The organism is Asaia krungthepensis NRIC 0535 (assembly GCF_025995175.1).
Lineage (GTDB): Bacteria > Pseudomonadota > Alphaproteobacteria > Acetobacterales > Acetobacteraceae > Asaia > Asaia krungthepensis.
The window spans coordinates 18,449-40,310 of record NZ_BAPV01000012.1 but is presented as its reverse complement, the minus strand read 5'-3'; the positions used below and the strand labels follow the sequence as shown (position 1 = coordinate 40,310).

At 65.4% G+C, this 21,862-nt stretch carries 26 protein-coding genes and 1 pseudogene; 9 read left to right on the top strand and 18 right to left on the bottom strand.

Annotated features, from left to right (window positions below):
* Positions 1 to 55: 55 nt before the first annotated feature.
* The 10 genes and pseudogenes from AA0535_RS07900 to AA0535_RS07860 form a co-directional block, all read right to left on the bottom strand.
* Positions 56 to 601, bottom strand: coding sequence for a S26 family signal peptidase (locus tag AA0535_RS07900; RefSeq protein ID WP_264815582.1), 546 nt, complete (start codon positions 599 to 601; stop codon positions 56 to 58).
* Positions 598 to 1,119, bottom strand: a complete 522-nt coding sequence (locus tag AA0535_RS07895; protein ID WP_264815410.1) for a DUF2840 domain-containing protein — start codon at positions 1,117 to 1,119, stop codon at positions 598 to 600. Before AA0535_RS07895 ends, AA0535_RS07900 begins: the two co-directional genes overlap by 4 nt.
* Positions 1,116 to 1,367 carry a ribbon-helix-helix protein gene (locus AA0535_RS07890; RefSeq protein WP_264815409.1) on the bottom strand — a complete coding sequence of 84 codons (252 nt, stop codon included), beginning with the start codon at positions 1,365 to 1,367 and terminating at the stop codon, positions 1,116 to 1,118. Before AA0535_RS07890 ends, AA0535_RS07895 begins: the two co-directional genes overlap by 4 nt.
* The gene (gene parA / locus AA0535_RS07885) at positions 1,364 to 2,017 is read right to left on the bottom strand and encodes a ParA family partition ATPase (RefSeq protein ID WP_264815408.1); all 654 of its coding nucleotides are present in this window, start codon (positions 2,015 to 2,017) and stop codon (positions 1,364 to 1,366) included. Before parA ends, AA0535_RS07890 begins: the two co-directional genes overlap by 4 nt.
* Positions 2,014 to 3,144 carry a replication initiator protein A gene (locus tag AA0535_RS07880; RefSeq protein ID WP_264815406.1) on the bottom strand — a complete coding sequence of 377 codons (1,131 nt, stop codon included), beginning with the start codon at positions 3,142 to 3,144 and terminating at the stop codon, positions 2,014 to 2,016. Before AA0535_RS07880 ends, parA begins: the two co-directional genes overlap by 4 nt.
* Before the next feature lie 18 nt (positions 3,145 to 3,162).
* Entirely contained in the window at positions 3,163 to 3,444 is a 282-nt protein-coding gene (locus tag AA0535_RS07875) for a helix-turn-helix transcriptional regulator (RefSeq protein WP_264815405.1), read from the bottom strand.
* Between the two features lie 141 nt (positions 3,445 to 3,585).
* A complete protein-coding gene (locus tag AA0535_RS07870; RefSeq protein WP_264815404.1) occupies positions 3,586 to 4,182 on the bottom strand; it encodes a DUF2285 domain-containing protein in 597 nt (198 codons plus the stop codon).
* A gap of 28 nt (positions 4,183 to 4,210) precedes the next feature.
* Positions 4,211 to 4,348: pseudogene (locus AA0535_RS15760) on the bottom strand (transcriptional regulator domain-containing protein); the annotation flags it as partial.
* Positions 4,349 to 4,478: 130 nt separating this feature from the next.
* Positions 4,479 to 4,739, bottom strand: a complete 261-nt coding sequence (locus tag AA0535_RS07865) for a DUF2285 domain-containing protein (protein ID WP_264815403.1) — start codon at positions 4,737 to 4,739, stop codon at positions 4,479 to 4,481.
* 126 nt (positions 4,740 to 4,865) lie between these two features.
* Positions 4,866 to 5,114, bottom strand: a complete 249-nt coding sequence (locus tag AA0535_RS07860) for a helix-turn-helix domain-containing protein (RefSeq protein WP_264815402.1) — start codon at positions 5,112 to 5,114, stop codon at positions 4,866 to 4,868.
* Positions 5,115 to 5,360: 246 nt separating this feature from the next.
* On the opposite strand from AA0535_RS07860, the gene AA0535_RS07855 reads away from it, so the two are divergent.
* Positions 5,361 to 5,540, top strand: a complete 180-nt coding sequence (locus AA0535_RS07855; protein ID WP_264815401.1) for a hypothetical protein — start codon at positions 5,361 to 5,363, stop codon at positions 5,538 to 5,540.
* A gap of 3 nt (positions 5,541 to 5,543) precedes the next feature.
* Here the strand turns inward: AA0535_RS07855 and AA0535_RS07850 are convergent, their stop codons facing one another.
* Positions 5,544 to 6,413 carry a LysR family transcriptional regulator gene (locus AA0535_RS07850; RefSeq protein WP_264815400.1) on the bottom strand — a complete coding sequence of 290 codons (870 nt, stop codon included), beginning with the start codon at positions 6,411 to 6,413 and terminating at the stop codon, positions 5,544 to 5,546.
* Between the two features lie 121 nt (positions 6,414 to 6,534).
* Between AA0535_RS07850 and AA0535_RS07845 the strand changes: the two genes are divergently transcribed.
* Positions 6,535 to 7,296 (top strand): SDR family NAD(P)-dependent oxidoreductase, encoded by a 762-nt coding sequence (locus tag AA0535_RS07845; protein ID WP_264815399.1) that lies wholly within the window; start codon positions 6,535 to 6,537, stop codon positions 7,294 to 7,296.
* A gap of 12 nt (positions 7,297 to 7,308) precedes the next feature.
* Here AA0535_RS07845 and AA0535_RS07840 read toward each other — a convergent pair whose 3' ends face one another.
* A complete protein-coding gene (locus AA0535_RS07840; RefSeq protein WP_264815398.1) occupies positions 7,309 to 8,202 on the bottom strand; it encodes a LysR substrate-binding domain-containing protein in 894 nt (297 codons plus the stop codon).
* Between the two features lie 166 nt (positions 8,203 to 8,368).
* Here AA0535_RS07840 and AA0535_RS07835 point away from each other — a divergent pair, with 166 nt between their 5' ends.
* From AA0535_RS07835 to AA0535_RS07815, 5 genes are read left to right on the top strand one after another with little or no spacing between them, the layout of a single operon-like run.
* A complete protein-coding gene (locus AA0535_RS07835; protein ID WP_264815397.1) occupies positions 8,369 to 8,929 on the top strand; it encodes a sugar ABC transporter in 561 nt (186 codons plus the stop codon).
* Positions 8,922 to 9,248: a hypothetical protein gene (locus tag AA0535_RS07830; protein WP_264815396.1), complete on the top strand. Its 327-nt coding sequence runs from the start codon at positions 8,922 to 8,924 to the stop codon at positions 9,246 to 9,248. Before AA0535_RS07835 ends, AA0535_RS07830 begins: the two co-directional genes overlap by 8 nt.
* A gap of 21 nt (positions 9,249 to 9,269) precedes the next feature.
* Positions 9,270 to 10,109, top strand: coding sequence for an MBL fold metallo-hydrolase (locus tag AA0535_RS07825; protein WP_264815395.1), 840 nt, complete (start codon positions 9,270 to 9,272; stop codon positions 10,107 to 10,109).
* Positions 10,099 to 11,313, top strand: coding sequence for an MFS transporter (locus AA0535_RS07820; RefSeq protein WP_264815394.1), 1,215 nt, complete (start codon positions 10,099 to 10,101; stop codon positions 11,311 to 11,313). Before AA0535_RS07825 ends, AA0535_RS07820 begins: the two co-directional genes overlap by 11 nt.
* A 45-nt stretch (positions 11,314 to 11,358) precedes the next feature.
* Positions 11,359 to 12,231 carry a LysR family transcriptional regulator gene (locus AA0535_RS07815; protein WP_264815392.1) on the top strand — a complete coding sequence of 291 codons (873 nt, stop codon included), beginning with the start codon at positions 11,359 to 11,361 and terminating at the stop codon, positions 12,229 to 12,231.
* Between the two features lie 60 nt (positions 12,232 to 12,291).
* Here AA0535_RS07815 and AA0535_RS07810 read toward each other — a convergent pair whose 3' ends face one another.
* The 3 genes from AA0535_RS07810 to AA0535_RS07800 form a co-directional block, all read right to left on the bottom strand.
* A complete protein-coding gene (locus AA0535_RS07810) occupies positions 12,292 to 12,618 on the bottom strand; it encodes a DUF736 domain-containing protein (RefSeq protein ID WP_264815391.1) in 327 nt (108 codons plus the stop codon).
* Positions 12,619 to 13,184: 566 nt separating this feature from the next.
* Positions 13,185 to 13,625 carry a hypothetical protein gene (locus tag AA0535_RS07805; protein ID WP_264815390.1) on the bottom strand — a complete coding sequence of 147 codons (441 nt, stop codon included), beginning with the start codon at positions 13,623 to 13,625 and terminating at the stop codon, positions 13,185 to 13,187.
* A gap of 140 nt (positions 13,626 to 13,765) precedes the next feature.
* Positions 13,766 to 13,933: a hypothetical protein gene (locus AA0535_RS07800; protein WP_264815389.1), complete on the bottom strand. Its 168-nt coding sequence runs from the start codon at positions 13,931 to 13,933 to the stop codon at positions 13,766 to 13,768.
* A gap of 187 nt (positions 13,934 to 14,120) precedes the next feature.
* Between AA0535_RS07800 and AA0535_RS07795 the strand changes: the two genes are divergently transcribed.
* Together AA0535_RS07795 and AA0535_RS07790 are read left to right on the top strand one after the other, a co-directional pair.
* Complete coding sequence (locus tag AA0535_RS07795) at positions 14,121 to 14,372, top strand: hypothetical protein (protein WP_264815388.1); 252 nt, start codon at positions 14,121 to 14,123, stop codon at positions 14,370 to 14,372.
* Positions 14,373 to 14,518: 146 nt separating this feature from the next.
* Complete coding sequence (locus tag AA0535_RS07790; protein ID WP_264815387.1) at positions 14,519 to 15,223, top strand: hypothetical protein; 705 nt, start codon at positions 14,519 to 14,521, stop codon at positions 15,221 to 15,223.
* Between the two features lie 32 nt (positions 15,224 to 15,255).
* Here the strand turns inward: AA0535_RS07790 and AA0535_RS07785 are convergent, their stop codons facing one another.
* The 3 genes from AA0535_RS07785 to AA0535_RS07775 all read right to left on the bottom strand — a co-directional run bounded on the left by AA0535_RS07785 (position 15,256) and on the right by AA0535_RS07775 (position 21,858).
* On the bottom strand, positions 15,256 to 16,182 hold the full coding sequence (locus AA0535_RS07785) for a DUF2493 domain-containing protein (protein WP_264815386.1): 927 nt from the start codon (positions 16,180 to 16,182) through the stop codon (positions 15,256 to 15,258).
* Between the two features lie 307 nt (positions 16,183 to 16,489).
* The gene (locus AA0535_RS07780; protein WP_264815385.1) at positions 16,490 to 17,527 is read right to left on the bottom strand and encodes a DUF7146 domain-containing protein; all 1,038 of its coding nucleotides are present in this window, start codon (positions 17,525 to 17,527) and stop codon (positions 16,490 to 16,492) included.
* A complete protein-coding gene (locus AA0535_RS07775) occupies positions 17,527 to 21,858 on the bottom strand; it encodes a strawberry notch family protein (RefSeq protein ID WP_264815384.1) in 4,332 nt (1,443 codons plus the stop codon). The genes AA0535_RS07780 and AA0535_RS07775 overlap by 1 nt, the downstream gene beginning before the upstream one ends.
* Positions 21,859 to 21,862 lie beyond the last annotated feature (4 nt).

Genomic DNA, 21,862 nt, shown 5'->3' with positions numbered 1-21,862 from the left:
CGGTGGCGTTGAGTAACCCCGTCGGCGAGCACCGCTCCCGCCGACGGGAAGCGAGTCAGTGCGTGGCGGCGCGCCAGACGAAACGGCCATCGCCGGCTTCGTCGGTGTAGAGCGGCTTGGCCTTGCCGATGACGGTGCGCGCCGGGATCGGGCCGAAATAGCGGCCGTCGAGACTGTCCGGCACGGTCGGGTTCATGAGGAAAACCTGACCGTCGGCGATGCGCTGGCAGCCCTGCCAGACGGGCAGTTCGCGCCCACGCCGATCGTGGTCGAGCGCGTCGCCCAGCGGCACGGCATCGACGGTCACGGTGTTGCCGTAACGGCAGACCCGTTGACCGGGAAGAGCCGCGACATGCTTCATCAGCGGGACGCCGCGACCGATATAGCCGCGCTCGACCATGAAATCGGCGAGCGGCTTGTCCGGCATGACGGCGACCACATCGCCGACATGGAGACCGCGCGGCGGATCGAGATCGTAGAGACCTACGGCCACGCTGGCGGAAGCGTTCCAGACGAGGCGTAGCGGAACCGGAACGAAGGACGCGATGGCGACGCCCATCGTCGCAAAATACGTCACCATGACATAGCCGAAGCGGGTCATCCCTCGATCTCCCGCCGCTTGAGCCACGCCTGATGCCGCTCTTTCGTGTAGGCGCGCGGCTCGTGGCCGGCGGTCAGCCGGTGATGGACGTGCCGCCAGTGGTCGGGAGACACCGCGTGAAGATCGACACCGGCATCCTCCACCGCGTCGATGTGGCGGAGCACCTGCTGCACCTTCGGCCAGCCGTCGATCTTCAGGAGGATGTCGCCACCGGGGCGCACGAAGGGCAGCGTCTGATAGGCTTCGCCCGGCTCGACGGCGCGCACGATGTCGATGCGCGAGATGATCGTGCCGAAGTCGTTGGACGCCCAGCGGACGAAGGCGAAGATGCTGCCGGGCCGGAATGCCAGCACGCGACTGCGACGGTCGAGGATGGTTTCGCGCGCCTCGCGGCCGAACCTGATCCAGTTTTCGATCTTCTTTTCCACCCAGGTCAGTTCGACATAGGTGAGGTTGTCGGAATGCTGCGCGATCGGCACGGGGCCGCCGCGCACGCGGGGAGCCGCGTTGCCGGTCATGAGGGGTCTCCTTCGGTGGTTGGGAATTCGCGCGCGAGCAACTCGCGCAGCATGTCGGCGACCGTAACGCCGCGCCGGAACGCGGCGATCTTGATCCGGCCGCGCAGCTCGGGCGTCACGTCGATGGTGAGCCGCGCGGTGAAACCGGCTGCATCGCCGTCGCGCGCAGGAACCTCCGCTGCCTTGATCCAATGTTCGGGATCGGCAGGCCGGGCGGCGAAACCGCGACGGGTCGGACGCTCGCTCATCGCGTCGTCCTCCCGATCCGAAGGCGGTCGATCTCGCCGGCCAGCGCCCCGATCTCGCGCGCGGCGGGCGTGTCGTCGTCCAGTTCGGACGCCAGCCGTCCCGACTGCGCGGCGACCGCGAAAGCCACGCGCTGGCCGATGGTGGCGGTCAGCACCGGCGGATCGTGATCGGCCAGCGTCTCGGCGGTTTCGCGGGCGAGCACGGTGCGCGCGCCGCAGCGGTTGAGTACGAAGCGGGCGGCCAGCTCCGGCCGGTAGATGCGCGCCTCGGTGACGAGCGCCAGCATCTCGGCCGAGGCCCAGCCGTCGAGCGGCGACGGCTGCACCGGGATCAACACGAGATCGGATGCGAGCAGCGCCGAGCGCATCAGGGCAGCGACACGCGGCGGCCCGTCGATGACGATCATGTCGGCGTCGCGGGCCAGCTCCGGGGCTTCCCGGTGCAGCGTGTCGCGCGCCAGGCCGACGACACCGAACAGGCGCGGCAAGCCTTCTCGTGCCCGCTGCTGCGACCAGTCCAGCGCCGATCCTTGCGGGTCCGCATCAATCAGGGTGACGCGCTTGCCCTGCCGCGCCCATGCGCCTGCGAGATTCAGCGCCAGCGTCGTCTTGCCGACTCCGCCCTTCTGATTGAGGAGTGCGACGATCATGGCTTGCCTCCCGTTTCCGGGAGGGGAAGCAGCGGGGCGGTCAGCCTGTCGGCAGGCTTCGATCTGGGTGTCTTGCCTGCCCCTCGAAGGCTTTTTGCGGCGTCACGGATGAGGTTTTCCACCTCGCGCGCGCGCTCTTCAGAGTTAGAATCTATGTTAGATTTTAAGTTAAGGGCGCGGATTTCCGTTCTGGTGCCATGGGTTAGACCCTGTTTGGGTTCCCGATGGCACGGCAGGCCGGTTCCCGATGGCACGCCGATCCGGGTTCCGGATGGCACGAGGGCTTCCACAGGTTTTCCACAGGGCGCCGATGGCTCGAAGGCGAGCAGCACCCGTCCGCCGATCTCGACCTCCGTGAACAGCGTGTAGCCCGGCAGCGGCTGGCGGCGGATGATGTCGCGCAGCTCGAAGGCGAAACGCTTGAACGGCGACAGGCTGCCGGATTTCTGGTGCAGATGACGGAAGTCGAAGCGCCAACCCCGGCGTTGCCGCCCGCCATGCTTGCGCACGATCCGGTAGAGCCATCGCTCCAGCCCGCCCGTCAGATCGAAATAGGCCCGGTCGATGGTCAGCACGAGCGCGTCGTCGAGCACGGCCTGATAAAACCAGTCCGGCACGATCATCTCGATGCCGTCGGGCCGACCATTGCGGTCGGTGCGTTCCTTCCACTCGTTGATCCAGGAGAAACGATGCCGGCGACCTTCGAGGGGCTGGCGGATCGTGGTCGAGACCGTGGTGGACTGGAGCCGGTCGAGCGCGGCCTTCAGGCGCTGATAGTCGCGCAAAGACGTGCCGCGACCGATGAAGCGGAGGATTTCGTAAGGGGTGGCGGCCATCAGCCGCGAGGTGCGAAGCCCGGCGTCGCGGGCTTCGACGATCTGGCTTGCCGCCCAGATCAGGATGTCGGCGTCCCAGATGGTCGCCATGCCGTGATCGGGCACGGCCTCGACCCGGATCGACACCTTGCCGGCGACGAAATCGATCGGTGCGACGCGATGGGATTTGGACAGGGAGAAGAACGGATAGGCCATGAGATCCTGCGCGTCTCGTGGCGCGAAGTCGCCGGGGAGCGCCCGGAACAGGTCGAGCTGTCCGCGCTCCGAAAGGGACCGATGCCGCGCCGCCATTACGGAAACCGACCGCGATCAGCGCGCGAAGCGGCCGGGTTGCGGAACGGCGGGCAGCGCCTGCCGCTTGGCCGGCAGCACCTTTCCACGCGGATCGGAGGTTGAGGTCACGGCCCCGCGCGCGGCCCAGGCTTCGAGATCGTCGACGGCATAGACGACGCGCCCGCCGAGCTTGCGATAGGCGGGGCCCGTCCCGTAGGTCCGGTGCTTCTCCAGCGTGCGGGCGGAGAGACTAAGAAACTCGGCGGCTTCCTTGGTGCGCAGGAAGCGCGGCGGCAAAACGGCGAGATCGGGTCGCATGGATCGGGCCTCCGTGAGGGTCAGGGCGGCCGCTGCGGATCAGCGGCGGACGGCGACCACGGTGGCGGAGGGAAGCCTTCTGGGGGGATGGGGAACTTAAGGGGGGCGAAAATCCCCACCCCCGCGTCCAGGTTGGAGCCGTTAGGATCGGCGGCGATGACGAAGCAGATCGAGATAACCGCCGGCGATCAGGTTGAAGCCGCCTTCAACCAGTTCGATCACCGTGTCGCGCAGCGAGGATGTCTTCCACGGCTCGGCGGCGACGCGCGCCTCGCCGAAGATCGCGACGGCGATCTCGCGATAGCTGGCGCCGTTCATACGGCCATCGGCGGCCTGAAGCTTGAGGCACAATCGACGCCGCTGATCGGGCGTTATACGGGTGTCGCGCGGCACGACGCGGCCGTTCCAGGCGCGCCATGCCCGCGCAGCCGCCTCGATCCGGTCGAGCGTATGCTCGTCGAATGGGATGAGCGCGGCGATGGCGAGAGTCGGATCGGAGCCGGGCAGCAGCACGAACTGCATTTGCCCAGCATCGTCGATAGCGTGACGGCCCTCCGGGCTATCGCGTGCGGCGCCGAAATCCGGCCGCGACGGGGACGAAGCCGGCGGCAGAAGCTCGGGCCGCTGCGTGACGATGAGGATCGCCGGATCGGCCGTGGGCGACCAGAACACCGGCTGGTCTGTCGCAGGCAGCGCGGGCCGGGCCGCGAAATCGCAACCCCCATCGTCGTTCGGCATCCTGCGGCAGAGGCTCGGCTTCGACTTGTGCGTCCACAAGCTTATGATAAAGAGCCTGATAAGGTTCGTCGCGACGCAGACATTCCCAGGCAAGTCCTTCGATGGTCAGGGCGTCGAAGAACTGGTAACTGCGACGATCTCGCCAATGCGATGTATCCGGTTTCATCAACTCAACTCCCCGCAGAGCACGCGCAAGTCGAGCTGAATACGATTCCGGGTTGTGGTTGCTTTCGGAAGATTGCCGGCCGGCATCGCGCGTTGCCGCAAAGGCATCACGGCGGTTGTGGCGACTTCCTTCAATCGCGCGGCAGGCGAAGCAGGTGCTTGTAGCCGGTGTGGGTCATCCAGCGGGCGCGGGCGAGATGACTGTCATGGACATGGCGGGCACGCTCCGGTTCGCGGGTAGGATCGATCCCGAACAGAATCTCCACCGCCTCGCGCCAGTCGGCGCCGTCCGTGGCCGCGTCGAGTAACCGCATGTAAAGCTTGATATGCGACCGATCGTAATCGGTGAGATCGTCGCCCGAAGGTGCAGTATCCTCGAAGGCATCGATCATCGCCTGTCTCCGCGTGTCGCACACTGCGGCGCACAAAGCGGGCATCCTAGCGATAGTCCCTCCATCCTGGAGGTGCCGGAACTAGCATCGCTTGATGCCGCGACGGCATCGCGACCGGCGACCAATCTAGCTGTCCCGCTTCCCACGGTCATCGACGAGCAACACTCCATGCCCCCGGTCGGTCGACAGAAGAACGATGCCGGCTGCTTCAAGCGCTCTGCGCACCTGATCGCGCGTGGTCTCATACACCTCAAGGCCGCTTTCGGATTCGAGGCGTTTGAGCGCGGTCAGCGATATGCGGGCCTTGTCAGCGAGCGTCTCCTGTGTCCAACCCAGCAACGCGCGTGCAGCCCGTGATTGTCGGGCGGTAATCATGCCGATTACCAGCCATCACGGCCCGCCTGCACGCCAGAACTACGGCTATTATAGTCGTTCTTACGTAGCTATCCAGCGTCAATTGGCGTGTCAGGCCGCTACAGTAAATGCCCTCCCGAAGGGTGCGGGATTGATTCGGTTGTTGCTGACCTTGAAGCGGGAACAGTAACGCCCGGTCGAACGGCTGTCTGTTGTTACTCCTTATACCCCTCCGGCGTCGCGCATCAGGAAACCCGCATATGGACGATGAGCGGGTGGCGGAGCCCTTCCTGCTCGAAGCCCGTGCGGGAGCTGGGCGGGGCATATGATATCGTTCTGGACTGCCAGCCCTTCGCCGTCGCCAATGGCCGCCTCGTCACCGGAACGAACCCGGCCTTGTCGGTGCTGACACCTAAGCTGGCGATCGACGCGCTCAAGGCGCGCTAACGCTCAGCCGCGATCGGAAAACTCCTTCATCGCGAAGGCGATGAAGCTGGAGAGGCGCGGCGTCATGCGGCGGTCGCGATAATAGAGCAGCGACACCGCGCGTTCTCCCGGAACCCAGTCCGGCAGCACGCGGACGAGGCGACCTGCGGCGATGTCGGAGCCGACAAGCATCAAAGGCTGGAGAATGATCCCGAGCCCGGCCTGTGCCGCGACACGCACTGCCTGGCCGCTATTGGCCTGGATCGCCGGGCGCGGATTAACCTCGACTATTTCATCGCCGCGCGTCAGGCGCCACGGCGAACGCGCCGCGGGCGTGAACAGGATCGCGTCGTGTCTTTCCAGCTCAGCGGGATGGTCAGGCGTGCCGGCCCGCGCGAGATAATCCGGGGAAGCACAAAGCGCCATGCGATAGGCCGCGAGACGGCGCGCGATCAGCCGCCCGTCGGGCGGTGTCGCGACGCGAAAGGCGACGTCGAAACCCTCCTCGATCAGATCGACATTGCGGTCGGTGAGCACGATGTCGAGCGTGACTGCCGGTGCGATGTCCCGATAGCGGCCGAGCGCGGCCATCAGGACCTCGGCACCGAAGGTGACGGGCGCGGTGACGCGCAGGAGGCCGCGCGGTTCCCGTTGCAAGGTCTCAGCCTGCTGGTCCGATAGGGCGACGCGCTCCAGAATGTCGCGGCACTGGTCGAGATAGCTGGCGCCGAACGCGGTCAGGCTCTGACGCCGGGTCGTGCGGTTGATCAGCCGCGTGCCCAGCCGCTCCTCCAGCGCCGCGATATGCTGGCCGACCATGGCGGGCGTCAGGGCGAGCCCCGGCGCCGCCGCACTCATTGAGCCGGCTTCAGCGACGGACACGAAGGTCCGCATGGCACGGAAGAGATCCATTTGATAATTTTGCTTTTCAATAATCCAATTCAGTCATCGATTATCACTGATATGATATTCAATCAAACTCCATGCCGTCACTCCAACCTTCGGAAAGAACGACATGACATCCCCGCGATTTGCAGACAGAACTCTTTTGATCACCGGCGCCGGTACCGGCATGGGCCGCGCGACCGCACTCAGGCTCGCCGAGGAAGGCGCCAATCTTAGCCTGCTCGGTCGCCGCGCAGAACCATTGCGGGAGTTAGCGACCGAGATCGAAGCGAAGGGCGGCGAGGCGCTGGCGCTCGCCTGCGATATCTCTGAAGACGGGGCCGCCAATGCCGCGGTGGCGGAAACCCTCGCACGGTACGGACGCCTCGACGGGCTGTTCGCCAATGCCGGCGTGCTCGGCGACCTCAAATCGCTGCGCGAAACCACGGCGGAGGATTTCGATGCGCTCGCGGCGGTCAACCTGAAAGGGACCTTCCTGTCCGTCAAGGCCTGCCTGCCGCATCTCGACGGTGGAGCCATCGTCATCAACGCCTCCTGGACGGCGGTCGGCGTCATGCCGAATGTCGGCGCTTATGCCAGCACCAAGGGCGCACTGCTGGCGCTGATGCGCACATTGGCCGTCGAGGAGGGCGGGCGCGGCATCCGCGTCAATGCCATCAATCCCGGCATCATCTTCACGCGCATGGCGGAGGAGAATCTGGACGCAGCCTTCGCAACGCGGCTCGCCGCCCACACGCCCCTCGGCCGCAACGGCCGCCCCGAGGATGTCGCCGGCACGGTCGCCTGGCTCCTGTCCGACGATGCGTTGTTCGTTACCGGCCAAGAAATCAACGTCGATGGCGGCTTCACGCTCGGCGGCATCCGGATTTGAGCGGGAATGAGATCAGCGCGGCGGGGCCTTTGCCTCGCCAACGATCCACTCGGCAAATGCCTGGACCGGCCCCTCGCTCAACCGTATCGGTTCGGGCAGCACGAGGCAGAAGGCTTTGGAGATCGAGGTTCCGTCCGGCCACGGTGCGACCAGCCGGCCATCGGCCAGTTCCGCTTCGACATAGAGACGTGGCACCAGCGCGACGCCGAGACCGGCGAACGCGGCTTCGATCAGCATGGCGTGGAGATCGTAGCGCGCGCCGATCGCGGGGTTGGTCAAGGTGATCCCGGTCTCCTCGGAATAAAGCCGCCAGGCGTCCGGGTTCTGGCGGCGATGAAGGCGCGGCAGCGTATCGAGAGCTGTCGCTGGGTCTTGACCCGCGATCAGTGCCGGATGACAGACCGGCACCAGCACTTCGTGCAGAAGACGGTGCGTCCGCATCCCAGTCCAGGCCTGGTGCTCGAAATGGATAGCGGCGTCGAACCCGCTGCCGGCGAGAACGAATGGCTCCATTCGCTCGGCGAGATGCACGGTGATGTTGGGATGCCGTTCCTGAAATCGCTTCAGGCGCGGGATGAGCCAGCGCGTGGCGAAGGTCGGGAGGATGGCGATGTCGAGGCTCGCCCCGTCTTCCGGCTGGCCCATCAGATAATGGCTGTCGCGTTCCAGCCGGTCGAGCGTTTCGCGCACCTGCGCCGCGTAACGCTCACCGTTCGGCCGCAGCCGCACGCGGTTGCCGACCCGCTCGAACAGCGTGACGCCGAGAAAGGCTTCCAGCCGGCCGATCTGGCGGCTGATCGCGCCTTCGGTCAGGGCCAGTTCGTCGGCCGCCCGCGCGAAGCTGCCGTGACGCGCCGCCGCCTCGAGCGCCATAAGCGCGGAATGGCTGGGAATCTTGCGGCGCATGGTCGTCTCCACGGGAATGACTGAAACGCGATATGGCTCAGCGTGACTTTCAGTCACTGAAGCATGATGGAATATCGATATATAGCTGAAGATCGCGCGATTATCATGACCAAACATCAACGAAAGACAAGCGGGGCGTTTCACGCTCCCGGCCGAGGATGGTCCGATGATCTACACAGTGGAATGCAGCTTCGCCGATGCCGGCAGCGAGGCGGAGTGGAACGATTTTTACAGCCTGGACAAGTTGCCGGCGCTCATCTCGGTAAGCGGTTTTCATACCTCCCAACGCCTCAAGGCGCTGCACGGTGGCTGCCCCGTCTATCTCGCCCTGCACACGATCGACGGCCTCGACGTGCTGACCGGCGAAGAATACCGCCGGAAGGGCGGCGGCAATTTCGCGCGCTGGCAACAGCACATCACCGACTGGCACCGCAATCTCTATGACGGCCTCGACCGGGCGCCGGCTGTGGGGTCTGACGAGGTGCTGGCGGTGAGCGCCATCGGCCCGCAATCGTTGATCGGACTGGGCCTTACGCCATCCGCCATGCAGGCGGTCGAGCTGGAAAAGTTTCCGGCTCAGCGCTGGCTCGCCAGGATAGATCGTGCCCGGCTGTCGGCAATCGATCGGCTGCCGGACGACATTCATGTTTATGAGGCGATGACGGCGCAGTTAACGAAGAGCGATGTCAGCGCCCCTGCGCCAGCACGGCAGGATCGAGATGCCTAACGTCACGATCTTCCTGCCCGCAGAGGCAATGCCGCCGGATGCGATGCTCTCGGAGCTGACCGACCGCTGCACCGAACTTTGCACCGGCACCCTTCAGGCGGCGCTCGACAACGTGCATGTCATCTACGTTCCCGTCCGGCATGGTCGCGGCCACCCGATCTTCGCGGACATCCGCTATCGGCTCGCCGAGTTCCGCACGCCGCAGATCATGGAACGGTTCATGGCGGAACTCGACGACGCCATCCGGCAGGCGACTGGCCTCACCACCCGTATCCGCTGCTTCGGGTACACGGCTTCAAGCCTTCACGCCCGTAATTGATCGACCTTTCGGAGACTCACGATGTCGCCTCTCATCTTTCCCAACAAGCAAATCGGCGATGTCACGATTACCGCGATCAGTGACGGTTCCCTGACCGCCAGCCTCGACTCTCTCTCGAACATCGATCCGATCGATGCGCTTCAGATGCAACGTGACGCAGGAGCGACGGAGCCAACCGCCATCCACATCAACTGCTACCTGGTCCACAGCCACGGCCGCACCGTGCTCATCGATGCCGGCGCCGGCGGGATCAAGCAATGGGGCGGCAAGCTGGCGAGCAATCTGTTGCGCGCGGGCGCCGATCCTTCCGCGATCGATGCTGTCCTCCTGACCCACGCCCATCCCGATCATATCGGAGGGTTGATGAACGCATCGGGACATGCCGCTTTCCCCAATGCCGAGCTTGTCGTCCACGAACGCGAGGTCGCGTTCTGGCGAGACGATGGCAACCTGGCCCGCGCCAGCGAGCGGGCGCGCGGCAATTTTCTCATCGCCCGTCAGGCGTTCGACGGCTACCGCGACAGGCTGCGCACCTTCGAGGGCCGCGAGGTGCTGACCGGCATCACCGCAATGCCGCTGCCGGGGCATACGGCGGGACATACCGGCTATCGTCTCGATTCCGGTGACGAAAGCCTGCTGATCTGGGGCGACATCGTTCATTTCCCGGAGATCCAGATTCCGCGCCCGGAAGTCTCGATCGCGTTCGATCAGGACGCGACGCTCGCGTCCACGACACGATCAAGGCTGCTGGACTGCGTGGCCACTGACAATCTGCTGATCGCCGGTATGCATCTGGGTGAAGCTGGCTTCGCGAGGATCGAGCGAAAATCGTTGACCTACGGTATCGTGTATGAGGGATAAGCAGGCTCCGCTGTTCGCGTGGTCCGCCTTCGAATACCCACCTTGGCGGATGTGGGCGGCGGCGTGGATCGTCACCGCCGTGTTCATTCTCTCGAACTCGGCCACCCCGCTCTATGTGCGCTGGCAGGCCGCGATCGGCTTCTCTTCGGCCACGCTGACTGTCATCTTTGCCGCCTACATTCTCGGCCTTCTCCTGACCTTGCTGGTCGCAGGGCAACTTTCCGACCGATACGGGCGCAAACCCGTATTGTTGCCGGGCCTTGCGGCCGCACTCGTCGCTTGCCTGCTCTTCGCCAGCGCGCATTCGGTGGTCATGCTGATCGCCGCACGGTTCCTTTCGGGCGTTGCCGTCGGCGTCGTGGTGTCGGCGGGCATGGCGGCCGTGGTCGATCTCGGCGGGCCGAACCGGAAACGGCAAGCCTCCCTGATCGCGTCGGTCTCCATGGTTCTCGGAGCGGGTCTCGGGCCGCTGCTCGGCGGTAGCATCGCCTTGTCGCTGGCCGAGCCGGTGCTCCCGATCTTTGCCGTCGAGCTTGCTATACTGCTGACCGCGCTCGTCGTGGTGCTGATCCTGCCGCTGAAGCACCGCGGCACGAAAGCCGATCACGGCTGGCGGCTGCATCTGCCGCGCGTGCCGCGCGCCAATCACCGCCACCTTCTGTTCGGGATCGCGGTTTTCGGGCCGGGTATAACCGCGACATCGTTCGTGCTGGCGCTTGGTCCCTCGCTATTGTCGCACCTGCTCGGCGTCACCAGCCCGCTGATCGCCGGAGGCATGGCCTGCGCCATGTTCCTGACCGCAACCGGCGTCCAGTTCGCAGCCCGTCAGTTCGCTGTGCGCACCATATTCCTGTACGGCGCGACGGCTACGATCCTGTCCATGGCGAGCATTGCACTGGCTGTGATCTCGTCCGACGCCGCGGCCCTGATCGTCGCGGCGCTTCTCGCCGGAAGCGGACAGGGCCTCGGGCAGCTCGGCGGCCTTACGCTGATCGGGCTGCATGTGCCCGGCAATCATCGTGCAGAGGCGAACGCCGTCCTCAACATTGGCGGCTATATCCCAGCCGGTGTGATGCCGGTCGCAACCGGGATTGTCATCGACAGGGCCGGGCTTTCGCTTGGGGCAACTCTATTCGCGGCGGTGCTGGCGGCGATTGCCATTGTCGATGGTGTGATGATCTTCCGCAAACTGGCGAAAGACTGAATAGTGGAACAAAGGTGGCCACATCGAGGGATCGAACTCCGCCATGTGCGCTACTTCCTCGCTGCCGCAGAACAAGGCAGTTTTCGCAAAGCGGCTGCTGCGCTCTGCGTGCAGGAATCGTCGATCAGCCGCCGCATCCGCGATCTGGAAGATCAGCTCGGCGCGTCACTGTTCCAACGCCATAACGGCGGCGTGCGGCTAACTTTCGCCGGACAGCGCTTTCGACGGCGGGCGGAAGGAATGCTCCAGCACATGCGCGAAAGTGCTCAGGATGTCGGCGCCATCGGTCGAGCGGAGATCGGCCGGATCGGCGTTGGCGTCCCGCCGTCGCTCGCAGCCGGGTTTCTCGCCGAACTGTTCCGCACCTACGACCTGCACCACGGCGGCGTCGACATCGATTTCCGCGAGGGCGAGACCGCCACCCATGCCGCCGCTGTCAACAGGCTGGATCTCGACCTGGCCTTCGTCGGCGGTGCGCGCTCATGGCCGGGATGCGAGGTCACGCCGCTCTGGATCGAGCAGGTGTTCGTGGCTCTCCCCGAACGCCACCAGCTCGCAGGTCGAACCGAGCTGGACTGGCCATCGCTGGCAGGCGAAAGCTTCCTCCTGCGACAGACGGCGGTGAACCCGGAAGCGGGCGATGCGATCATCCAGCGCCTCATCGAAGCTGGACACGACATCACTCTTCAGCCGCAGGGCGTCGGCCACGATACCTTGCTGCCGCTCGTCGCGATGGGGCGCGGACTGGCGCTGACGAGTGAGGCGACCGCTTCCATCCCTTTTCCCGGTATCGTTTATCGCCCCATCGTCGGCGAGACGTTGACCTTTAGCGCCCTGTGGTCGGCGAAGAACGACAATCCCGCGCTTCGCCGCCTGCTGAGCATGGCACGGTCATTGGCCCGATCGTCGTTGCGCTAACCTTCCGGGCGAAGACCGCAGGGCGGCCCCGACCGGTTGGCCGGGGCCTTGGCGCCGGGGTCAGTCGCCCCGGCGCCCGTTCGGGCGGGACCAGATCAGCGAGAAGGTGTCGCTGTCCTCGTCGTCGAAGAGGTTGGCGTAGATCGGGGCGTTGAAACTCGGATCGTCGAGCTTGAGGCCCAGATAGTCGCGGCCCTCGTTGGAGCGCTTGGACCATGCGGCGCCGATCTCGGCGCGGCCGACCAGCACGCGGTGGCTGGGAGCGTTTTCGCCGGTGGCGCGCAGGTCGGGGACGATGCGCACGCCCTTGGCCTGGACGCTGAGGGTGACGATTTCGCCGGTGAACTCGTTCGAGCCGGTCTTCTTGAAGGTGCCGATGGTCGCCATTGTTAGTCTCCGTCTTTCCGTTCTCGAGCCCGCACCATGCGGCCTCGATGGCGATCGGTGGGCCGGAGGCGACAGACGCAGCACCCCGAAGGGGCGAGACGGCCAAGGAGGACTTTGTTGCTGCGCGAGGAATGGGCGGCACGCCCAGGGGAAGAAAGTCTGACGCCGCCGTTGCGGCATAGGCGGTCGAGGCGAAGCCGGCCTTCGGCCAGATCAAGCCATTGGAGAGGCCGCCAGGTGCGTTCGATCAACGGAAGAAAGACGGAGGCATTGGCGACATCTCGCAACCGGCAGGAACCCGCTCGGCGTCACCGGCGCCTCACCCTCCCGGTTTCCGGGCCATCGCCTGTACGCCTGTCCTCACCCGGCCACGGGGAAAAAACGCCCCGATCCAACCCTGCTATGATCGGTTCGCGTCGGTATTCGCCGTCCTGCCCATGCGCTTCATGGGCGGCGACCTTGGGCCTCTATGGCGATCCGTGCAACGCCGGCCTGCGCCCACCTTCGACGCCGGACCAAAGCGAAGTCTCTCCGGTCTGACGTCGTGGAATGGGTCCGTGCGTGTCTCAGGCCCGCGCCGTGGTCCCGACCGACAGGTCGGTAGCCGCCAATCCCGCCACGCGCAGGAATGCGGTGACGCCTACGGCGACGGCGCCAATGATGGAGAATACGACCTGCCAGGTTTCCGAGAGCATTGTGTGTTTCACGATACCGTAGACCGCGTGATAGCCGGCAATGACGGCGGGCGCGACGAAGATCGCCGCGATCGCGAGTTTGGCCCAGATGGGGCGGACGACCGCGAGCAGGAACTGGCCGATGCCGAACGTCAGCCCGCCGGCAAATGCGCCGACGAGGATTGCGCCCAGCCAGCCCGCGCCGGTGTCATAGGCCCATAGGCCGACGCTTACACCTGCGAAGAACGGCAAGGCGAAGACGGCGAGCGTGAACAGCAGCCAGCAGAAGAAGCCGACGGCCGCGATGGACAGAAGAATGCCGAGAAAGATCATGGTGGTGTCTCCGGGACGAAGGTCTGACGGTCGCGCCACCACCACCACCACGGCGCGATGAGAACTATAGCAGAACGTGAGCCACGGCGGGAGCGGAAACCCGCGGGGTTTCCGCATCGCTTGCAATGATCTTCGCCCCGTCATAGGGCGAAAGGGTCGATTTCATCGACGATGGCGGCGCTGTCGCCATCATATTCAGCGGCCGGTGTCACCGACAGCGTGCCGTCGCCGGCGCGGAAGATGACGATGACGGCCATGAGGGTGGTGGCGAGGCTGAAGGCGAAGACGTGTGCGTCGGGGAAGGACATCGATCCGGCTCCTGTTTCGAGCGGAGGACCATCCCCCGCTGACAGGCGCCCGAAGTGTCCGGCCGTGGGCCGCAATCACCGCGAAGGTGAAACCGCAGCGGCGGCACGCTTTGCGTAGTCCGACCCTTTAAGGGTTGATGGCGTCAGGCCCTCGGCCGGACCAAGGAATTGCGCTGATGAAGCGGGAGTGGTGCTTCGCGCCATCGGGAGCTGGTTGTCATGGACCATGCCGCATCTGCCGATCCCGGATCGCACCACGTTCGGCTATCGGGGGATGACAGGGCCAGCGAGGGATGTTGGATATCGCCGAGTTCAGGGGCCGCGATCTGCTCCTCGGGGAAAGGGTGTGACCATCACGGTGCTGGCGCGCATCGCAGTTGCTGCGAGCCGGATCGACGATCGTGGCGCCAATACGCCCGCCTTGCGCGTTAGCGATTGAAGCCGAATGGCGGAAACACGACGCAGGCGTGGTTCCGGCGCAGCCGAAAGCGCGGCCCGAAGGGCAACGTCCGAAACCTGTCTTCGGTCCAAAGCAGATGGTAAGATTACACGACGATTCAGAAATCTACCGCGAGGCAATGCACTATGGGCGAGATCACTATCTCTCGCGATGAACAGGATGCCCTCAAAGCTATCGACAGCAGAGAGCTTCACGATCTTGTCGATCAGGCGATCCGGGAAGAGCGGACAGGTGAACTGCATCGTCTCCCTCTCAGTCGTTGCGGCTCCTATGTTTCGACACAGCTCCACTATTTCGATCAGGCGTTGGCAAGGCACCGGATCGCCAAGTCAGCACGCAAACGCGAAGAGACAGGAAATGCCCTTCGACGGGCTGGCCGCGATCTGACATTCGCCGTCGATGCCATGAAGCGGCGGATGGAAACCGAACAGGCCGATGCGCAGCTATTCCAGATCAATGACCAGATCATGCCGCCTTATCGCTTCAGCAGGCAGATGAGCGTCAGAGTGAGCTATCGCTGGCGAAGGACGATCGCGGAAGAATGGCAATGGGGCAGCATCACCTTCGTCCACCATCACGACCCGCGCCCGGACTACACGATGCAAACGCCCAAGCGAAAGCCGAGTGCCGCCAAGCAGGAACAGGAGCTTCAAAACAGGCTCTACCAGACATGGGAGCATCTGATGCGCGGGGCGCTCTATTCGGTACGTGATTATTTCAGGGATGGCGGTGATGGCGCCCAGATTCCAGAGACGTTTCAGGTGACGGTCGATTCCTATAGTCGCGGGCTTAATAACTACAGCACGCAGTTCTGGCGTCAGCAGTCCTGACTGCATGTCCGGGTCGTGGAGGCAGGCGGCGCTTACGCGCCGCCTGAGCCGAACCGATAGACCGGGATGCCGAGCTTGCGGGCCTTGTCGGCGAGATTGTCCTGGATGCCCGTGCCGGGGAAGACGATGACGCCGATCGGCATGACGGCCAGCATGGCGTCGTTGCGTTTGAAGGGCGCGGCCTTGGCATGTTTTGTCCAGTCGGGCTTGAAGGCGACCTGCGGCACATGCCGAGTCTCAGCCCAGCGGGCGGCGATCTTCTCGGCGCCTTTGGGGGAACCGCCGTGCAGCAGCACCATGTCGGGGTGCTTGGCGTGAACCTGATCAAGCTTGGCCCAGATCAGCTTGTGGTCGGCGGTGTCGCCGCCGGTGAAGGCGATCTTCGACCCTGCGGGCACCAGCACCTCGGTTTCGGCGCGTCGCTTGGCGGCAAGAAAATCGCGGCTGTCGATTACTGCGGAGGTGAGCTGGCGGTGGTTGACGCGCGATCCGGTGCGCTGTGACCAGGGTGAGCCGGTGATGCGGAGGTAGCGGTCGGCGGCGCTGTCGCGGAACACTTCCAGGCTGTCGCGGCGCTCGATCAGCGATTGCCCGACTTCGATCAGGCTTTCGAGCTGGACGGATTTGACCTCGGAGCCATCCTGTTCACGCTGAAGGCGCTTCTGTCCCTGCTCGTTGTCGTCCAGCTTGCGCTCGACCCGATCGACGGCGCGGTGGAACATATTGACGGTCGACCAGAGGAGATCGTCGAGATCGTGGTCAAGGCTGGTGTCGACCATCGTGGCGACGAGGGCGTCGAAGATGTCGGCGACGGCGCCTTCGATGATGCGGTCCTCCGGCGCCGGGCGGGGATCGGGTTCGTCCTCGGAAGGACGGTAGCCATAGAGCTGAAGCTCCTGTGCGATGTGGTCGGTGGGTGAGGATTCGTGGTGGGGTTCGTAGTCGTCGTAAGCGCTCATGGGATGCTCCGTCGGTGGACCGCGACCGTCGCGGCCTTCATGGCGACGAAGCCCGTGGGCGGGACGGGCCTGCACCCGGCGCGCAGCGCCGGGCCGGAGCAAAGCGGAGGATGGCGGAGACCGGCTATTTTGCCTCGCGATGGAAAGGCGGCTTTGCCGCCGCCGGAAAATGGCCGGGCGCAGCCATTGCCGACCCGGCCCGGCTATGGGCCGATCGCCCTCTCGAAGGCCGAGGCGCGGTCCTCTTCCGATGTCGGGAGCTTCCGGGCGGGCATGGCGACCACCCTGCCACCTTCCTTCCTTCCGGCTATGCCGCCAGAGATAGGAAGCGGGCGACATCCTGCGGGGCGAGTTGCACCCTGAGCATGGCGCGGAGCGCATCCGTGCCGAAGTGCCGGAGATCCTCGTTGAAGTCCCCAAGCCGCGGCGAGAGCACGACCGCCTCGATCCCAGCCGCGTTCGCCCGTTCGATGAGGTTGTCCCGCGCGCCGTCACCTGCGGGATCGTTGTCACGGACGATGTAGAGCCGACGCAGCGTGTCCGGGAACAGAATGGCTGTGAGGTGTGCTGCCGACAATGCCGCAGCCATCGCCATGCCGGGGATCGCCTGCCGTGCCGACAGGATGGTTTCGATGCCTTCGCCTGCCGCCATCACGTCGCCGGCGATGCCGAAGCGCACCGCATTGCCGAGGAGATCGCCCATCGCCTTGCGCTGGATGTCGATCGGCGCCTTATCGGAGCCGTCGGGGGCAAGCCATGTCCGATGCGCGCCGGTGGTTTTGCCGGAGAGATCGGTGACGGCGGCGATCATCGCCGGCCATTGCTCGGTCGGCCCATGATCGGGCCGGTAATAGCAGCGCGGATGGAAATGCAGGTTTCCGGTTCCGTGCAAAGCCGTAATGCCGCGATTGCGGAGATACGCTTCCACGAGCGTTCCGCCGATCGGCTGCGATAAGACGACGAGCCGTCGTGCTGCCTCGGCCGATCCCGACGGGGCCGGCATATTGGCGTGTCTTTTGGGCGGTGGCTCCGGTTCGGGATGTGGCAGGCTGAGGAATCGACGCGCTTCCTCGGCGACATCGCTGAAGTCGATGAGGCCAAGGCTCTCGCGGATCACATCGAGCAGGTCGCCATGTTCGGACGTGGCGGCATCGGTCCATTTACCGGCCGGGCCTTTCGCCGTGTCCTTCAGCCGCACGAACATCGAGCGGCCCGGCGTGTTGCGGACATCGCCGACCTGCCAGTAATGGCCCTGGCGTCGGCCGGCGTCGAGATATTCGCGGCATACCGCCTCGGCCTGTCGGCTGAGACGGTGCGCCAGTTCGGAAGCGTCGACACGCGCCATCACGCAACCTCCCGCTCGGAAATGCGCACGATGGCATAGGTGGCGAGGAGCTTTTCGAGCACCATGATGCCGCTGGCATCGACGGGGACGAAGAAGCGCAGTTTCCACGAGATGATCTCGGTGAAGAGGCCATGGGCGCGCAGACGTTCGCGCATCGCCTCGGTGAACCCGGTCAGCTCGATCCGGTTCGCGCTCATGACGCGGACACGCCGAAGCTGAAGTCCCTCGGCCAGATCCAGGATGGTGCGCCCGTCGAGCAGCGCCCGATGCGCATCCTCGGCCGAGAGGCTCGCCGTGCCGGTCGAGGCCGCATTCGCCGCCCAGGCCGGAGACACCCGGCGGCCGATGATGCGCTCGCCGTCGTCGGTCTGGAGCCGATAGACCCGCGTCGACTCGTTGGGCAGCCGCTTCCACACCGGCAGGAGCAGTCCGGCGACAATATGGAGCGTCGAATCCTCGAACTCCGGCACCTCGGCGCATTCGCGGTTCCAGGCAGCAGTGAAGGTGGCCCGGTCGGTCTCCTCCCAATGGCTGTCGGCCATCATCTTCAACGAGGCATGATGATGCTCCATCGGCCGGATCAGCCGGACGCGGCGTTCGATCTCGCCATCGTCGAGCATCAGCGAAGGGGCGGACACCTGCACGGCGGCGCGGCCGGATTTGGCGTTGACCAGCAGCTTGCCATGATCGGCATCGACATAGGCCAGCGCGTCGGCCAGCGTCATCGGCCGGTTGCGTCGTTTCTCGGTGATGGTGAGAAGCCGCGTTTCCGCGCCGGTCGCCGGGTGCGTGTAGATCACCTTGCGATCGGTGACGACGAAGCTCTCCGCCGTCAGCGTTTCCAGCCCGACATCATAGACGCCGCTGGCGATGGCGCCCTGCACCTTGGCGTCGAGCAGTTGCTCGAAGGCGGTGAACAGGATGCCCTGAAGCTCGATGGTCAGCGCCAGCAGGCGGTTGAGGAATGTGGTGATCGGCGGCAAATCATCCTTGATGCCGTTGTCGTCCATCAGCTTGAGGCCAGTCGCCGACTGAAAGCGAGCCAGCGAGCACCCGTCGATCTTGCCGCGCACGATCAGCAGGTAGAGCTGGCGCAGCGCGTCGCGGGCGTAAGGCGATTCCAGGTTGTCCTCGGGACGGAACAGCCCTTGGCCGCCAGTCTGGCGCTGCCCGCGCGTGATGGCGCCCAGCGTATCGAGCCGCCGGGCGATGGTGGAGAGGAAGCGCTTCTCGGCCTTCACGTCGGTCGCGATCGGGCGAAAAAGTGGCGGCTGCGCCTGATTGGTGCGGTTGGTGCGGCCGAGACCCTGAATGGCGGCATCGGCCTTCCAGCCCGGTTCGAGCAGATAATGGACGCGCAGCCGCTGGTTCTTCGCCGACAGTTCCGCATGGTAGCTGCGGCCCGTGCCGCCGGCATCGGAGAACACCAGCACCCGCTTCACATCGTCCATGAAGGCGGCGGTTTCGGCGAGATTGGCGGAGGGCGCGCGGTTCTCGACGGCAAAGCGGTCGCCCATGACGCCGGCACCCGGCTTGCGGACGATGCGCCGTGACCGCCCCGTCACCTCGGCCACCATGTCGGTGCCGAAGCGCTGGACGATCTGGTCGAGCGCGCCGGGCACGGGCGGCAGGCTAGCCAGATGTTCGATCAGCTCGTCACGGCGGGCGACGGCTTCGCGGCTTTCGACCGGCTGGCCGTCGCGTGTGACGGGGCGCGACGACAGATTGCCCTCACTGTCGGTGAACGGCTCGTAGAGCTGCACCGGGAAACTATGGGCGAGGTAATCCAGAACGTACTCCCTCGGCGTGATGTCGACCCGGATGTCGTTCCATTCCTCGGTGGGGATCTCGGCCAGCCGCCGTTCCATCAGCGCCTCGCCGGTGGAGACGATCTGCACGACAGCGGCGTGGCCAGCGTCGAGATCGGCTTCGATCGCCCGGATCAGCGTCGGCGTCTTCATGCTGGTGAGGAGATGGCCGAAGAAGCGCTGCTTGGCGCTGTCGAACGCCGAACGTGCCGCCGACTTGGCCTGCCGGTTCAGCGTGCCGTCCGAACCCGTGATGTTCGCGGCCTGCATCGCGGCATCCAGATGATTATGGATGATGGCGAACGCGCCGGCATAGGCGTCGTAAATGCGGCGCTGTTCGTCGGTGAGCTGATGCTCGACCAGCTCATATTCCACGCCGTCATAGGAGAGCGAACGGGCGGTGTAGAGGCCGAGTGAACGCAGGTCGCGGGCCAGCACCTCCATTGCCGCGACGCCGCCATCCTCGATCGCCTCGACGAACTCGGCCCTCGTCGAGAACGGGAAATCGTCGCCACCCCAGAGGCCGAGCCGATGGGCATAGGCGAGATTATGGACGGTGGTGGCGCCGGTCGCGGAGACATAGACGACGCGGGCATCGGGCAGCGCATGTTGCAGGCGAAGCCCCGCGCGCCCCTGCTGCGAGGGGGCAACGTCACCGCGTTCGCTCTTGCCTCCACCGGCGTTCTGCATGGCATGGCTCTCGTCGAAGATGAGGACTCCATCGAAATCGGTCCCCAACCAATCAACGATCTGGCGAACGCGCGAAACCTTTTCACCGCGCTCGTCGGAGCGTAGCGTGGCATAGGTTGCAAACAGGACGCCTTCACTGAGCGCAATCGGCTTGCCTTGCGGAAAGCGCGACAGCGGCGTGACCAGCAGGCGCTCCATGCCGAGCGCCGACCAGTCGCGTTGCGCGTCCTCGATCAGCTTGTCGGATTTGCTGATCCACACCGCCTTGCGGCGCCCCTGCATCCAGTTGTCGAGGATGATGCCGGCCGACTGGCGGCCTTTGCCGGCGCCGGTGCCGTCGCCGAGCATGAAGCCGCGGCGGAAGCGCACGGCGTTCGCAGCATCGGCGGGCGCCGCCTGGACGACATCGAAGGTGGCATCGACCGTCCACGATCCGGCGAGGTAATCGCCATGCGCCTCGCCGGCATAGACGACGGTCTCAAGCTGCGCGTCCGACAGCAGTGTGCAAATGTTGACGGGCAGCATCGGGCGATAGCTCGGCCGGGGCGGCGCGACGCTCGCCATTGCCGCAGATTGCACCAGCTTGGTCGGGTGAGCCTGAGAGCCGGGAATGCGGATCGACTGCAATCCGTAGGTCTCGTAGATCGCCTCGGTGAGATGCCCGCCCTCGGGCGGCGTCCAGTCCACGGTCGCGTAGGCGAGTTCGACGCCCTCGGGATCGGCCGAGACAGCGACAGCCGGACGTGAAGCCGCTGTGCGAGCCAGATAGCCGCGCACGGATTTTGGCGCGATGGCGACCGGCAGGCCATTCGCAGGCAGCGCCACGGGCAGACGCGGTGGCACCTGCGCCTTGATCCAGCCGAGCAGCGTGACGGCATCCGGCGCCACGCCCGGCGATACCGGCAACACGGTCGGATCGTCGGCCGGCAGCTTGTCGATGACAGTCAGCCGCGTCGGGAACGTCGTGCCATGCTTCTGATAGACCGATCCGGCGATGGCGGCGGAGAACACGACACGTCCCCGCGCCTGTAAGGCGACGAAGGCGTCGCGCCAGTCCGGCAGTTCCGGCCCGACATTGGCGCCGGTGATCGCGACTAGGCGGCCACCGGGCGCGAGACGGTTCAGCGCCGAGGCGATATGGCGGAAGCCGGCATCCTGCATGCGGCCCGCGACATGTGCCATCGCCGAGAACGGCGGATTCATCAGCACGACGGAAGGGACTGCCGAGGGATCGAGATGATCGTCGATCTGCGCGGCGTCGAACCGGGTGACGGGAATGGCCGGAAAGAGGGAGGCGAGCAGCTCGGCGCGGGTGTCGGCCAGTTCGTTGAGGATGAGAGAGCCGCCTGCCGTCTGGGCGAGGATCGCCATGAGGCCGGTGCCGGCCGAGGGTTCCAGCACGCGATCATCTGGCGCGATCGCGGCGGCGGTCAGTGCGGCAAGACCGAGCGGCAGCGGCGTCGAGAATTGCTGGAGCGTCTGGCTTTCCTCCGAACGGCGCGTGTGCGTCGGCAGGAGGCCGACGATCTTCGTCAGCACGGAAAGGCGTGCAGCCGGAGACGCGGAATTACGGAACAGCGCCTTGCCGTATTTGCGGAGGAACAGGACGGTGGCGACCTCGCAAGCTTCGTAAGCCGCCTTCCAGTCCCAAGCACCCGACGCATCGGTGGCTCGATAAGCCGATTCCATCGCGGAGCGCAGGATGGCAGCGTCGATCCGCTCGCCGCGTTCAAGCTGCGGCAAGAGGAGATGAGCGGCGGAAAGGATGCCGGCCGACGGGGTGAGCGGCAGCAGCGTGGCCGACGCGGCGGCCACGGGAGACAGGATGTTCATGGGG

Excerpts from the sequence above, each read along its gene's own strand:
- AA0535_RS07900 (WP_264815582.1), bottom strand. The coding sequence starts at position 601 with ATGACCCGCTTCGGCTATGTCATGGTGACGTATTTTGCGACGATGGGC.
- AA0535_RS07895 (WP_264815410.1), bottom strand. The coding sequence starts at position 1,119 with ATGACCGGCAACGCGGCTCCCCGCGTGCGCGGCGGCCCCGTGCCGATC.
- AA0535_RS07890 (WP_264815409.1), bottom strand. The coding sequence starts at position 1,367 with ATGAGCGAGCGTCCGACCCGTCGCGGTTTCGCCGCCCGGCCTGCCGAT.
- parA (WP_264815408.1), bottom strand. The coding sequence starts at position 2,017 with ATGATCGTCGCACTCCTCAATCAGAAGGGCGGAGTCGGCAAGACGACG.
- AA0535_RS07880 (WP_264815406.1), bottom strand. The coding sequence starts at position 3,144 with ATGGCGGCGCGGCATCGGTCCCTTTCGGAGCGCGGACAGCTCGACCTG.
- AA0535_RS07875 (WP_264815405.1), bottom strand. The coding sequence starts at position 3,444 with ATGCGACCCGATCTCGCCGTTTTGCCGCCGCGCTTCCTGCGCACCAAG.
- AA0535_RS07870 (WP_264815404.1), bottom strand. The coding sequence starts at position 4,182 with ATGCCGAACGACGATGGGGGTTGCGATTTCGCGGCCCGGCCCGCGCTG.
- AA0535_RS07865 (WP_264815403.1), bottom strand. The coding sequence starts at position 4,739 with ATGATCGATGCCTTCGAGGATACTGCACCTTCGGGCGACGATCTCACC.
- AA0535_RS07860 (WP_264815402.1), bottom strand. The coding sequence starts at position 5,114 with ATGATTACCGCCCGACAATCACGGGCTGCACGCGCGTTGCTGGGTTGG.
- AA0535_RS07855 (WP_264815401.1), top strand. The coding sequence starts at position 5,361 with ATGAGCGGGTGGCGGAGCCCTTCCTGCTCGAAGCCCGTGCGGGAGCTG.
- AA0535_RS07850 (WP_264815400.1), bottom strand. The coding sequence starts at position 6,413 with ATGCGGACCTTCGTGTCCGTCGCTGAAGCCGGCTCAATGAGTGCGGCG.
- AA0535_RS07845 (WP_264815399.1), top strand. The coding sequence starts at position 6,535 with ATGACATCCCCGCGATTTGCAGACAGAACTCTTTTGATCACCGGCGCC.
- AA0535_RS07840 (WP_264815398.1), bottom strand. The coding sequence starts at position 8,202 with ATGCGCCGCAAGATTCCCAGCCATTCCGCGCTTATGGCGCTCGAGGCG.
- AA0535_RS07835 (WP_264815397.1), top strand. The coding sequence starts at position 8,369 with ATGATCTACACAGTGGAATGCAGCTTCGCCGATGCCGGCAGCGAGGCG.
- AA0535_RS07830 (WP_264815396.1), top strand. The coding sequence starts at position 8,922 with ATGCCTAACGTCACGATCTTCCTGCCCGCAGAGGCAATGCCGCCGGAT.
- AA0535_RS07825 (WP_264815395.1), top strand. The coding sequence starts at position 9,270 with ATGTCGCCTCTCATCTTTCCCAACAAGCAAATCGGCGATGTCACGATT.
- AA0535_RS07820 (WP_264815394.1), top strand. The coding sequence starts at position 10,099 with ATGAGGGATAAGCAGGCTCCGCTGTTCGCGTGGTCCGCCTTCGAATAC.
- AA0535_RS07810 (WP_264815391.1), bottom strand. The coding sequence starts at position 12,618 with ATGGCGACCATCGGCACCTTCAAGAAGACCGGCTCGAACGAGTTCACC.
- AA0535_RS07805 (WP_264815390.1), bottom strand. The coding sequence starts at position 13,625 with ATGATCTTTCTCGGCATTCTTCTGTCCATCGCGGCCGTCGGCTTCTTC.
- AA0535_RS07800 (WP_264815389.1), bottom strand. The coding sequence starts at position 13,933 with ATGTCCTTCCCCGACGCACACGTCTTCGCCTTCAGCCTCGCCACCACC.
- AA0535_RS07790 (WP_264815387.1), top strand. The coding sequence starts at position 14,519 with ATGGGCGAGATCACTATCTCTCGCGATGAACAGGATGCCCTCAAAGCT.
- AA0535_RS07785 (WP_264815386.1), bottom strand. The coding sequence starts at position 16,182 with ATGAGCGCTTACGACGACTACGAACCCCACCACGAATCCTCACCCACC.
- AA0535_RS07780 (WP_264815385.1), bottom strand. The coding sequence starts at position 17,527 with ATGGCGCGTGTCGACGCTTCCGAACTGGCGCACCGTCTCAGCCGACAG.
- AA0535_RS07775 (WP_264815384.1), bottom strand. The coding sequence starts at position 21,858 with ATGAACATCCTGTCTCCCGTGGCCGCCGCGTCGGCCACGCTGCTGCCG.